The sequence below is a fragment of the Flavonifractor plautii ATCC 29863 genome (genome assembly GCF_000239295.1).
Taxonomy (GTDB): Bacteria; Bacillota; Clostridia; order Oscillospirales; family Oscillospiraceae; genus Flavonifractor; species Flavonifractor plautii.
Window position 1 is genome coordinate 1 of the sequence record NZ_JH417756.1, and the last position, 11,630, is coordinate 11,630.

10 protein-coding genes are annotated in these 11,630 nt (G+C 58.9%); 7 read left to right on the plus strand and 3 right to left on the minus strand.

Features of this window, described 5'->3' with window-relative positions:
* Positions 1–136: 136 nt before the first annotated feature.
* Positions 137–1,150 carry an aspartate--ammonia ligase gene (gene asnA, locus HMPREF0372_RS08905; RefSeq protein ID WP_007491134.1) on the minus strand — a complete coding sequence of 338 codons (1,014 nt, stop codon included), beginning with the start codon at positions 1,148–1,150 and terminating at the stop codon, positions 137–139.
* A 193-nt stretch (positions 1,151–1,343) separates the two neighbouring features.
* Here asnA and HMPREF0372_RS08910 point away from each other — a divergent pair, with 193 nt between their 5' ends.
* Positions 1,344–2,372, plus strand: coding sequence for a YeiH family protein (locus HMPREF0372_RS08910; protein ID WP_039997049.1), 1,029 nt, complete (start codon positions 1,344–1,346; stop codon positions 2,370–2,372).
* A gap of 37 nt (positions 2,373–2,409) precedes the next feature.
* Here HMPREF0372_RS08910 and HMPREF0372_RS08915 read toward each other — a convergent pair whose 3' ends face one another.
* Positions 2,410–3,729: an MATE family efflux transporter gene (locus HMPREF0372_RS08915; RefSeq protein WP_007491138.1), complete on the minus strand. Its 1,320-nt coding sequence runs from the start codon at positions 3,727–3,729 to the stop codon at positions 2,410–2,412.
* Between the two features lie 157 nt (positions 3,730–3,886).
* On the opposite strand from HMPREF0372_RS08915, the gene HMPREF0372_RS08920 reads away from it, so the two are divergent.
* The 4 genes from HMPREF0372_RS08920 (at position 3,887) to HMPREF0372_RS08935 (ending at position 8,364) form a co-directional block, all read left to right on the plus strand.
* The gene (locus HMPREF0372_RS08920) at positions 3,887–5,101 is read left to right on the plus strand and encodes an NADP-dependent isocitrate dehydrogenase (RefSeq protein WP_007491140.1); all 1,215 of its coding nucleotides are present in this window, start codon (positions 3,887–3,889) and stop codon (positions 5,099–5,101) included.
* Between the two features lie 144 nt (positions 5,102–5,245).
* Positions 5,246–5,617 (plus strand): RidA family protein, encoded by a 372-nt coding sequence (locus tag HMPREF0372_RS08925; RefSeq protein ID WP_007491142.1) that lies wholly within the window; start codon positions 5,246–5,248, stop codon positions 5,615–5,617.
* 65 nt (positions 5,618–5,682) lie between these two features.
* Positions 5,683–6,906 (plus strand): pyridoxal phosphate-dependent aminotransferase, encoded by a 1,224-nt coding sequence (locus tag HMPREF0372_RS08930; protein ID WP_007491143.1) that lies wholly within the window; start codon positions 5,683–5,685, stop codon positions 6,904–6,906.
* A 3-nt stretch (positions 6,907–6,909) separates the two neighbouring features.
* Entirely contained in the window at positions 6,910–8,364 is a 1,455-nt protein-coding gene (locus HMPREF0372_RS08935) for a Na+/H+ antiporter NhaC family protein (protein ID WP_007491145.1), read from the plus strand.
* 39 nt (positions 8,365–8,403) lie between these two features.
* On the opposite strand, the gene HMPREF0372_RS08940 is transcribed toward HMPREF0372_RS08935, so the two are convergent.
* Entirely contained in the window at positions 8,404–9,072 is a 669-nt protein-coding gene (locus tag HMPREF0372_RS08940; protein WP_338029194.1) for a helix-turn-helix transcriptional regulator, read from the minus strand.
* Positions 9,073–9,333: 261 nt separating this feature from the next.
* Here HMPREF0372_RS08940 and rbr point away from each other — a divergent pair, with 261 nt between their 5' ends.
* On the plus strand, positions 9,334–9,927 hold the full coding sequence (gene rbr, locus HMPREF0372_RS08945; RefSeq protein WP_007491149.1) for a rubrerythrin: 594 nt from the start codon (positions 9,334–9,336) through the stop codon (positions 9,925–9,927).
* A gap of 236 nt (positions 9,928–10,163) precedes the next feature.
* Positions 10,164–11,522, plus strand: a complete 1,359-nt coding sequence (locus tag HMPREF0372_RS08950) for a short-chain fatty acid transporter (RefSeq protein ID WP_007491151.1) — start codon at positions 10,164–10,166, stop codon at positions 11,520–11,522.
* Positions 11,523–11,630: the final 108 nt, after the last annotated feature.

Consider the following 11,630-nt stretch of genomic DNA (forward strand, 5'->3'; position numbering starts at 1 on the left):
GCCCGGCCGTGGCCGGGCGGGGACCCCGCAGATTTTATCTGCGCGGGGCGAATGAATCGCCCCGGCATCAAGGTTTTGCAGAGCAAAACGCTTGGACGCGCCCAAAGGCGCGGGCCTGGGCAAGGCCCAATCGGCGTCAGAGCAGAATCACCCCGGCGTCGCGGCAGGCCTGGATGGTCTGTTCATCCCAGACACTGGCCTGTACCTCGCCGATGTGGGCCTTGCCCAGCAGGAGCATGCACAGGCGGGACTGGCCGATGCCGCCGCCGATGGTGAGGGGCAGCTTGCCCTCCAGCAGCAGCTTGTGGAAGGGAAGCTCCCGCCGTGCCTCGCACCCGGCGAGGGTGAGCTGACGGTCCAGGGCGGCGGCGTCCACCCGGATGCCCATGGAGGACAGCTCAAAAGCCCGCTCCAGCACTGGGTTCCACACCAGGATATCCCCGTTGAGGGTCCAGTCGTCGTAGTCGGGGGCCCGGCCGTCGTGTGGGCGGCCCGACTTGAGCGCGCCGCCGATGCCCATCAGGAAGGTGACGGGATGCTCTTTCACCCAGGCATCCTCCCGCTCCTTGGGGGAGCGGTCGGGCCAGAGCTCCTCCAGCTCCTGGGTGGTGACGAAGGAGACCTCCGTCCCCAGCGGAGGAAGAGCGGTGAGTTGGGGAAAGACCGAGCGCAGGGTGTGCTGGGTCTCTGCCATGGCAGAGACAATGGTGCGCACGGTTTGCCGGAGATAGTCGGCGTTCCGGTCCCGGGGGGCAATGATCTTCTCCCAGTCCCACTGATCCACATAGACGGAGTGCAGGTTGTCCAGCTCCTCGTCCCGGCGGATGGCGTTCATATCGGTGTAGAGGCCCTCACCCACGGAGAACTGGTAGCGGTAGAGGGCCATCCGCTTCCACTTGGCCAGGGAGTGGACCACCTGTGCGTCCCGCCCGGCGTCGGGAATGTCGAAGGAGACGGCCCGCTCCACGCCGTTGAGATCGTCGTTCAGGCCGGTGGAGGCCTCCACAAACAGGGGGGCGGAGACCCGGCGCAGGTGCAGCGCGCCGCCCAGCGTATCCTCAAACAGGCGCTTGAGCAGGCCAATGGCCTTTTGAGTGTCATAGAGGTTCAGACAGGGGGCGTACCCCTGTGGAATGACCGTTTGCAGCATAAAAAGGCTCCCTTTCCACGCAGTTGCGCAATACTGTACCACATTATACAGGAAAAGCGCTCCGGGGGCAAGGGAGGAAACGGGGGAAAGAAGCAATAAATATTTCTTATAGAAAAATAAATAAGTATCATTTTACCTGATGGAAATTTTACGGTATGATAGGGGAACCCATCAGAAAGAGAGGAAGTATGACATGAAGCACTGGAACGAGAGAGGGCCCGGGCTGCTGCTGTGCCTGTGCATCGCCATTCCCTGCTGGATGCTGGGCCGGGCGCTCCCGGTCATCGGCGGGCCGGTGTTCGCCATCCTGGCGGGCATGGCCATCGCCCTGCTTGTCCGGGATAAGGGCCGGGCTCAGGCGGGCATCGCCTACACATCAAAAACAATCCTGCAATATGCCGTGATCCTGCTTGGCTTCGGACTGAATCTGTCGGAGGTCGCCAAGGTGGGCATTCAGTCCTTGCCCATCATCCTGTCCACCATCACCACCTCCCTGGTGGTGTCCTTCCTTCTGCACAGGCTGCTGCATATCCCCTCCAACATCTCTACCCTGGTGGGAGTGGGCTCATCCGTCTGCGGCGGCTCCGCCATCGCGGCCACCGCCCCGGTCATCGGCGCGGACGACGAGGAGATCGCCCAGTCCATCTCGGTCATCTTCCTGTTCAATGTGGCGGCCGCCCTCCTGTTCCCCACCCTGGGCGGCCTGCTGGGTCTAGGAAACGAGGGCTTCGGACTCTTTGCCGGCACGGCGGTGAATGATACCTCCTCCGTCACGGCCGCTGCCGCGGCCTGGGACGGAATGCACCCCGGGGCCAACACCCTGGATACCGCCACCATTGTCAAGCTCACCCGCACTCTGGCCATCATCCCCATCACCCTTGCGCTGGCTCTCCGGCGCACCGCCCGGGCCAGGCGGGCAGGCGGCGCGGGGGAGGGAAGCTTCTCTCTCCGGCGGGTGTTCCCCTTCTTCCTCCTGTTCTTCATGCTGGCTTCCCTGATTACTACGGGGGCGTCCCTGGCAGGAGTGGACGCAGCGGCCTTTGCTCCTTTTAAGGAGCTGTCCAAGTTCTTCATCATCATGGCCATGGCGGCCATTGGGCTCAATACCGATCTGATCAAACTCGTCAGGACCGGCGGCAGACCCATTCTGATGGGCTTGTGCTGCTGGGCGGCCATCACGGCAGTGAGCCTGGGCATGCAGTACGCGCTGGACCTCTGGTAAAGAAAACGCGCACCCGAATGGCTTCGGGTGCGCGTATTCAGCGGTGCTCCAGCCACAGCTTTTTTCGGGCGCGGAGCACGAAGCAGATGAGCCGAACGACCCAGTCCCCCACCATGGCCAGCCACACGCCGATGGCGCCCAGGCCGAAGTGGAGGCCCAGCAGATAGCTGCCTCCCACCCGCACCACAAGCATGGAGGTGATGGAAATGACCATGGGCACCCTCACGTCACCGGCGGCCCGCAGAGCATTGGGCATGGTGAAGGCCAGGGGCCAAAACAGCATTGCGCAGCCGTTGTGGATGAAGATGAGCACTGCGGCGTACCACTGGGTCTCTGGCGTCAGGCTGTAGAGGCGCAGGATGAGGGGCAGACCCAGCAGCAGCGCAGCGTTGAGCCCCCAGGTACACAGGTAGGTGAGCTTGACCAGCCGCTTGGTGTAGGAGCGCACCTGATCCCAGTCCCCGGCCCCCACGCACTGGCCCACCACGGTGATGAGAGCAAGGCCCAGGGCCTGGCCGGGAATGACGCCGAAATTGTCGATGTTGTTAGCCACGGCGTTGGCGGCGGTCTGGGCCGTGCCGAAGGTGGAGATCAGGCTTACCAGCAGCACCCGGCCCAGTTGAAAGAAGCTATTTTCCAGGCCGTTGGGCACGCCGATGCGGAGAATCTGGGCCATGACCGCCGGTTCGAATCGGAAGCGGAGCAGGCCGGACACCCGCACGGGGTTGCGCCGGCCGTGGAGCAGGGCCAGCATGAGTCCGGCGGCCGCGATGCGGGACAGCAGGGAGGAGAGGGCCACGCCCGCCACACCCTGGTGGAACACGAACACAAAGACAGCGTTGCCCGCAATGTTCTGCCCGTTCATGTAGGCGGAGACGCACATGGAGGCCTTGGAGTTGCCCATGGCCCGCAGCAGGGCGGCGCAGCCGTTGTAGACGGCGATGAAGGGGTAGGAAAGGGCGGAGATGACAAAGTAGGTGACGGCCCCCTCCATCACCTCCGGCTCCACTTGGCCGAACAGCAGGCCCAGCAGCCCTGCCTTGCAGAAAAGCACCAGAACCATGATTCCCAGGGCAGCGGCGGTGACGATATACAGAAGTTGGTTGGCTGCCCGGTTGGCCCGCTCCAGGTTTTGGGCGCCGATGGACTGGGCGCACACCACCGCGCCCCCGGTGGCCAGGGCGGCAAAGATATTGATGATCAGGACGTTGATGAGATCCACCAGCGCCACGCTGGAGACGGCGGCCTCTCCGGCGGAGGAGACCATCATGATGTCCGCCATGCCCACCATGACGGCCAGAAACTGTTCGATAATTAAGGGCAGAATGAGCCTGCGCAGGGCCTGCTTGCTGAACACGGGACAATCCTCTTTTCTCTTTGTGGCTGTGTTCCAGTATAGCCGATCCAACCCGGGCGGGACAAGAGGCAAAACACACGGAATCCCTTGCCATTTTTGCCGGATAGGGGTATAATTTGGCCCAGGAAATGCGACAAAACCAACCGAGGAGGAGACCATGGAAAAGATTCAGATGACTACCCCGCTGGTGGAGATGGACGGGGACGAGATGACCCGCGTGCTGTGGCAACAGATCAAGGACGAGCTGCTCCTGCCCTACATCGACCTGAAAACCGAGTATTACGACCTGGGCCTGCCCGAGCGGGAGCGGACGAAGGACCAGGTGACCGTGGACTCCGCCGAGGCCACCAAGAAGTACGGCGTGGCGGTCAAGTGCGCCACCATCACCCCCAACGCCCAGCGGGTGGAGGAGTACCGGCTCTCCCAGATGTGGAAGTCTCCCAACGGCACCATCCGCGCCATCCTGGACGGCACCGTGTTCCGCGCCCCTATCATGGTCAGGGGCATCTCCCCGGTGGTCAAGACCTGGAAGCATCCCATCACCATCGCACGCCACGCCTACGGCGACGTTTATAGGTGCACCGAGTACCGGGTGCCCGGCCCCGGCAGGGCCGAGCTGGTGTTCACCGGCGCGGACGGGAAGGAGGAATTCCGCCAGACCGTCTACGACTTTGAGTGCTCCGGCGTGCTCCAGGGGCAGTACAACAAGGACAGCTCCATCGCCTCCTTCGCCCGTTCCTGCTTCCAGTACGCCATTGACACCAAACAGGACCTGTGGTTCGCCACCAAGGACACCATCTCCAAGCAGTACGACCACACCTTCAAGGACATCTTCCAGGCCATCTTCGACGCCGAGTATAAGGCCGCCTTCGACGCCTTGGGCATCGAGTACTTTTATACGCTCATCGACGACGCGGTGGCGCGGGTGATCCGCTCCCAGGGCGGCTTCATCTGGGCCTGCAAGAACTACGACGGCGACGTGATGAGCGACATGGTTTCCACCGCCTTCGGCTCCCTGGCCATGATGACCTCTGTGCTGGTGAGCCCCGACGGCAAATATGAGTATGAGGCCGCCCACGGCACCGTCACCCGCCACTACTACAAGTATTTGAAGGGGGAGGAGACCTCCACCAACCCGGTGGCCACCCTCTTTGCCTGGACCGGCGCCCTGCGCAAGCGGGGAGAGCTGGACGGCATTGACGCTCTGGGGCAGTTTGCCGACAAGCTGGAGGCGGCTGCCATCGCCACCATCGAGGGGGGCACCATGACAAAGGATCTGGTGGGCCTGTGGGATGGGGAGATCCCCGCCAGGGGTGTCACCTCCCTGGAGTTCATCCGGGCCATCCGGACCGAGCTGGAGAAAATGCTGTAATTCAAATCGCGGGAGCGTTCCCGAAACCGTCTTCCCTCGTACGAGGGAGGACGGTTTTTTTGAAATAAAGAAAAATGCATTGACTAAAATAAATTTCAGTGATATAATCTGCACAGAATCAAAAATAGAGGAGGACGATTTCTTATGAACATTATCCAGACAAAAGGGGCGCCCGCCGCCATTGGACCCTATTCCCAGGGGATTTCCACCGGAAAGCTTCTGTTTACCTCCGGCCAGCTTCCGGTGAATCCCGCCGACGGGGCCATGCCCGAAGGCATCGCCGCCCAGGCAGAGTGGAGCTGCAAAAATGTGGGCGCTATTCTGGAGGCTGCTGGCTCCGGTTTTGAAAAGGTGGTCAAGACCACCTGCTTTCTGGCCGACATTGCCGACTTTGCCGCTTTCAACGAGGTATATGCCAGGTATTTTACCTCCAAGCCTGCCCGCTCCTGTGTGGCGGTGAAGGATCTGCCCAAGGGAGCCCTGTGTGAGATTGAGGCGGTTGCCGAACTGGACTGACAGCCGCTTATATATGATTGGGGACCGGAATTTGCCGTAAAGCAGAAGAGAAAGGAGTATGGAATATGAGCGTCCAGGATAAGATCAGCAAAAAGTTCCGGGGAATTCAGGGGGGACTGTTTGAAAAAGTCTCCAAAGCCGATGTGGGAACGGCATTGAACGACCTCATTGCCAACGGCGCGGCTCTGATGTGCTGGGCCGACCCCTTCTATCCCGACCCGGCGATCCCGGAGCACGTGAAAAGGGCTACTCTGGCGGGGCTGGAGGACGGGACATCCGCCCATTACACCATGCCCATCGGCAATATGGAGCTGAAAATGGAACTGGCGAAAAAGCTCAAGGCATTCAACCACCTGGATGTGGACCCGGAGCGCAACATAATTATTACGCCCGGTTCAGATGCCGGCCTGATGTTTGCAATGATGCCCTTCATTGACCCAGGCGATGAGGTCATGGTGCCCGACCCCAGCTATCCAAACAACTTCCTGAACGCCAGAATCCTCGGCGGTGTAACGGTGCCGGTCCCCCTGCGGGAGGAGAACGGATACCAACTGGAGATCGAGGAGTTCGAAAAACGCCTGACGCCAAACACCAAAATGATTGTCCTTACCAACCCCAACAACCCCACCACTACCGTTATGCGCAGAGAGAGTCTGGAAAAGCTGGCCCAATTTGCAGTTAAGAACGACCTGATTGTGGTGTGCGACCAAGCGTTTGAGGACTCGGTGTACGACGGGGTGGAGTTTGTCACCCTTGCGTCCCTGCCAGGCATGTGGGAACGCACCGTCACGGTATGCTCCATCTCCAAGGGAATGGCGCTCAGCGGCTACCGGGTGGCTTACATCGTGGCGGACGACCACATCATGGATGTGTACTATGGCAGCGCCGTAAGCGTGATCGGAGCCACCAACACCGCCTCTCAACTGGGAGCCATTGCTGCGTTGAAGGATGCCTCTTTCCTGGAGGAGTACAACCGCATCTTTGACCGCCGCCGCAAAATCGTTTATGAGATCTTCAACTCCATTCCCGGTGTGTCCATGGCCATGCCGGAGAGCACCTTCCTCTGCTGGGTGAACGTGTCCCGGCTCGGCACCGCCGACGAGGTCAACGCCTACATCATCAAGGAGGCCAACGTGGTGGTGAACGCCGGCACCCCGTACGGCGCACAAGGGGAGGGACACCTGCGGATTGTATTCGGAGCCTTCCGGGAGGACGCGCAGATGGTGACGGCGCTGGAGCGTGTCAAAGCCGCACTCATGAAGCTGGGAAAGGAGAAGGGGGTTTCCTGAGCAATGGAAGAGAGAAAGAGATATCCGGTTGAGTTCCGGGGCGGACAGTGGTGGTCCGTTGTACCCATGCTTATTTTCCTGGTATTCTGTGTGGTCTATTTTGTGGGCTACAAGGTCTTTGATATGAACGCCCTGGCGGTGGGCGGCTTCCTGGGGCTGCTGATAGGCGCGCTGTTTTGCAAAACCTATGGTGCCTACTGGGATGCGGTGCTGCGTGGAATCGGAAGCTCCACCTCCGTAAGTATTGTGGTGATCCTGCTGGTCATTGGTATGTTTACCAAGCTGATGGCCATCAGCGGGGTATCCCAGGGCTTTGTCTGGATGGCACACATGGTCGGTATGCCGGGCAGCATCTTTACGGCCTTTACATTCCTGGCCGCCTGTCTGATTACCACGGCTACCGGCTCCTCCATCGGGACCCTGACCACGGTGTTTCCCATCCTGTATCCGGCGGGAATCCTGCTGGGCAGCCACCCCGCAATCCTGGCGGGCGCGATCCTCTCCGGTGCAATTTTCGGCGATAACCTGGCCCCCATCTCTGATGTGACCATTGCATCCACAACCAACCAACGGTTCCGAACCAAGGAGGGTTATGCCGATATCGCCGGCACGGTGGGTTACCGCCTGAAATACGCCCTGATCGCCGGCGGCATCGCGTTGGTGCTCTTCGCCGTATTCGGCGGCGGCAGCGGCGCAGTCATGGAAGGGGCGGATGAGATCCTTCAGGCCAACATGGACCCCAAGGGCCTCATCATGCTCATCCCAGTGGCCGTCCTCCTGTTTGTGTCGATCCGCACCCGCGATATCTTCAAGGCCGTCACGGCGGGCCTCGTCTCGGGCATTGCCGTGGGCCTGCTCTCCGGTACCTTCGGTCCCTCTGACATCCTGGGGGTGGAGAACGGCGCGGCCACCGGCTTTATCTATAACGGCTTTACCGGCATGATCGGTATCTGCCTGTTCTGCATGGCCCTGTTCGGCGCCATGGGCGTACTCAACGAGAGCGGCACGATGGAGCGCATGATTCAAGGCATCTGCAACAGCCGGTTTGCGCGCACGGCCCGCGGGGCTGAGCTGCTCATTGGGCTGGGCTCCATGCTTACCACCCTGTTGGTAGGAGGTGTGACCAGCGCCTCGGTACTTACCTTCGGCTCCGTGGCTGATGAGCTGGGCGCCAGACACCAGATTCACCCCTACCGGCGCGCCAATTTCCTGACAGGCTACGCCAACACCTTCCCCGCAATCCTCCCTTTTATCAGCGCCTTCATCTTCATCTCGGCCTCGTCCATTGAGCCGCTGCTGGAGGAGTACTCCTATCTGCCTGCGGTGACCCCGCTGCAGATTTTCAGTGGGGCGTTCTATCCCATGGTCCTCTTTGTTGTGCTGACCGTATCGATCCTGACCGGGTGGGACCGGATTTATGAGGGCCCGGACGGCGCGATTCTCCACAAAAAGCCCTGATTATAAAAAAGGCTGGAACCAAACCGGTTCCAGCCTTTTTCAGCCGTGATTGAGATTGCGTACATGCATATAAACCGTGTTCTTGGAGATACCCATGAGGCCAGCGACCTTGACGACCGCATCTTTCAGGTTGAAGATTCCCCTCTGGTAAAGAATACTGACAATCTCTTTGTTTTTGTTGGCGTTTGAAATGGCGCTGTCGTTCTGAACCTTTTGGCTGGCTTCGGTCACCGCCTGGACAATCAGTTCATCCACATTCTCTACATAGCTCTCCTCCACGGGAGAATCCGGAGTCTGTGCGGCGGGCGGAGTCATATTCTGCAGAAATTGAAACATCGAGGTGTTCATATAAAAGTTGATGCACAGCAGGCCGATAGCCATGCGGCTATGATTGCGAATTACAATGGTGGCCGATTTAAGGGGTTCGCCTTTCTGGTTTCGGTTAAAGTAAGTGATGCAGTTTGTGTCGGGCCGTTCCTCGATTTTTGCCAGCATGGACAGAGCCAGGTCTGTGATGGGGAAGCCCTCGCGTCGGCCAGTATAGTGACCGTTTATAATTTTGATTACGGAATGGTCCAAATCGTGAAGGCTGTGCAATACGATCTCGTATCCATCCCCAAGGTAAGCAGCCAGACCATCCAGCACCGATTTATAAGAGTCCAGAATTCTAAAATCAGTCTCGGTAAACATTACATTGCGCTCTTTCACCGTGTATCCCTACCTGTTTCGTGGATTAAATCAGTTTTCAGTATACCATAGGAATGGAAAAATTTCCACAGGGAATCCGATGAATCAGAAGACCTGCCGAAACAGAACACGGTTTGAGAGCAAAGAAACATCCCGCTCAGGGGTTTCGAGTCCGTATGCTCTGTGCTGTGCTAACCGCCGGAGAACTTTGCTGTACTTTTTTGTATGGTTTTTTCTGGTTGTGGATATGCTTACGGTATCCATAAAACAGGAGGGATTTTTATGTCCGCTGATTTTGCACAAAGTGAAACCAGACTCAATCTCATGCGGGCCTTTGCCGGCGAGAGTCAGGCCCGCAACCGCTACACCTTCGCAGCCGGACTGGCCCGGAGGAAGAACCTGTATGTACTGGAGAGCGTGTTCACCTTCACCGCGGACCAGGAACGGGCCCACGCCAAGGTGTTCTACAACCTGCTGGAGCAGGTGTCCGGTCAGAACCTTCAGGTGGACGGCACCTACCCCGTAGAGCTGTTTCCCGACATTCTGGACCACCTTCGCTCGGCCCAGCACAATGAGTACCAGGAGTGGGACCACGACTACGCGGGCTTTTCCAGAACCGCCCAGGAGGAGGGGTTCCCGGAGATTGCCCACATTTTTTCCATGATTGCCGGAATTGAAAAGACCCATGGCGACCGCTTCGGCAAGTTTGCTGAGCTGCTGGAGCAGGACAAGCTGTTTGTGTCCGATGTTCAGGTCAAGTGGATGTGCCTCAACTGCGGCCAAATTATCGACGCCACCATGGCTCCCGCCGTGTGCCCCGTCTGCAAGCATCCACAGGGCTACTTTATCCGCTGGGAGATGGCGCCCTTCGAATAACTGCAAACCCCATACCCAGGCCCTCACCGCCCGTAGAAGACGGTGGGGGCCTGGGTATGTCCATGAAGAAATGAGGATGGTAGGAGAAGGAAACCTGCCGGTTCTCAATACGGCTCTGTAGAATTTATACTAGACTTATAGGTTTTTATTGACACGAGAGAAGTAGGTTGCTATGATTTAGACAGTTCCTGCCATGGAGTGTGTGTGGCGGAGAGAGATACAGAGGAGGTTGTTTCATGTTCAAACGCTTTACCAATGGCTGCGTGCAGGTTGTGAACCGGTGGCTTCCGGATCCATTCCTGTTCGCCATCATCCTGACCATCGTGGTCTTTATCGCTGCCATGATCGGTACGCAGCAGGGTCCCCTGGAATTGGTGTGGTCCTGGGGGGGCCAGGGCGAAGTCAAGGATGGCTTCTGGAGCCTGCTGTCCTTCGCCATGCAGATGGCCCTGGTGCTGGTGCTGGGCTCCGCCATGGCCTCCGCCAAGGCGTGCAAGAAGGCGCTGGCAGCGATTGCCACCTTGGCTCACGACAAAAAGAGCGCAATCCTGGTTACCACCTTCGTGTCCACCATCTGCTGCTGGCTCAACTGGGGCTTTGGCCTGATTGCCGGCGCCCTGCTGGCCAAGGCTGTGGCCCGCCGGGTACGGGATGTGGATTATCCCCTGCTGATTGCCTCCGCCTATTCCGGCTTTGTGATCTGGCACGCCGGCCTGTCGGGGTCCATCCCTCTGCAAATTGGCGGCACGGGCTCCGAGGTGCTTGGAGTTGTATACCAGGCCCCGGTTACTGCCACTATATTTCACCCGATGAACCTGGTCATGGTACTTGTCATCCTGGTGCTCATGCCCTTCGTCAACTATGCCATGCATCCGGATACCGACCATACCATTGCGGTGGATCCAGCCTTACTGGTGGACGAGGCGGAGAAGACTTATACCATGAATACCCCGGCGGAGAAAATTGAGCACAATAAGGTCCTGTGGTTTATCACTCTTGTGCTGGGCTTTGCGTACATCGTGTATTACTTTGTGCAGAAGGGGTTCAACCTGGATCTGAACATCGTCAATATGATTTTTCTGTTCCTGGGTATTTTGCTCCACGGTGATCTGCGCAGGTATGTGGATGCCATCGCCGATGCCGCCTCCGGAGCGGCAGGCATTCTGCTCCAGTTCCCCTTCTATGCCGGCATCATGGGACTGATGGTGGCGCAGAACGATGCAGGGGTGTCCCTGGCCGGAATTATCGCCAACTTCTTCACCCAAATCTCCGATAATGTCACCTTCCCGGTGCTGACATTCCTTTCCGCCGGCATCATCAATTTCTTTGTCCCCTCCGGCGGCGGGCAGTGGGCGGTGCAGGCCCCTATTGTTATGCCTGCGGCTACTGAGATGGGCATCGAGTACGGCCGGGCCGCCATGGCCATTGCCTGGGGCGACCAGTGGACCAACATGATCCAGCCATTCTGGGCCTTGCCCGCCCTGGGGATTGCCGGATTGTCTGCCCGCAATATCATGGGCTATCTGGTCATCATTACGATCTTTACTGGCCTGGTCGCCTGCGGCGGATTCCTGCTCTGGGGACTCCTGTTTTAGGTATTAAACTTCATGTGAACAGGGGGCACCACGAAACTGTGCAAAGGTTTAGGCACATGAAGTTTTTGCGCAAATAGAAACGCGGCCGCCCCATCTGGGGCGGCCGCG

Excerpts from the sequence above, each read along its gene's own strand:
- HMPREF0372_RS08935 (WP_007491145.1), top strand. The coding sequence starts at position 6,910 with ATGGAAGAGAGAAAGAGATATCCGGTTGAGTTCCGGGGCGGACAGTGG.
- HMPREF0372_RS08950 (WP_007491151.1), top strand. The coding sequence starts at position 10,164 with ATGTTCAAACGCTTTACCAATGGCTGCGTGCAGGTTGTGAACCGGTGG.
- HMPREF0372_RS08910 (WP_039997049.1), top strand. The coding sequence starts at position 1,344 with ATGAAGCACTGGAACGAGAGAGGGCCCGGGCTGCTGCTGTGCCTGTGC.
- HMPREF0372_RS08925 (WP_007491142.1), top strand. The coding sequence starts at position 5,246 with ATGAACATTATCCAGACAAAAGGGGCGCCCGCCGCCATTGGACCCTAT.
- HMPREF0372_RS08930 (WP_007491143.1), top strand. The coding sequence starts at position 5,683 with ATGAGCGTCCAGGATAAGATCAGCAAAAAGTTCCGGGGAATTCAGGGG.
- HMPREF0372_RS08920 (WP_007491140.1), top strand. The coding sequence starts at position 3,887 with ATGGAAAAGATTCAGATGACTACCCCGCTGGTGGAGATGGACGGGGAC.
- rbr (WP_007491149.1), top strand. The coding sequence starts at position 9,334 with ATGTCCGCTGATTTTGCACAAAGTGAAACCAGACTCAATCTCATGCGG.
- asnA (WP_007491134.1), bottom strand. The coding sequence starts at position 1,150 with ATGCTGCAAACGGTCATTCCACAGGGGTACGCCCCCTGTCTGAACCTC.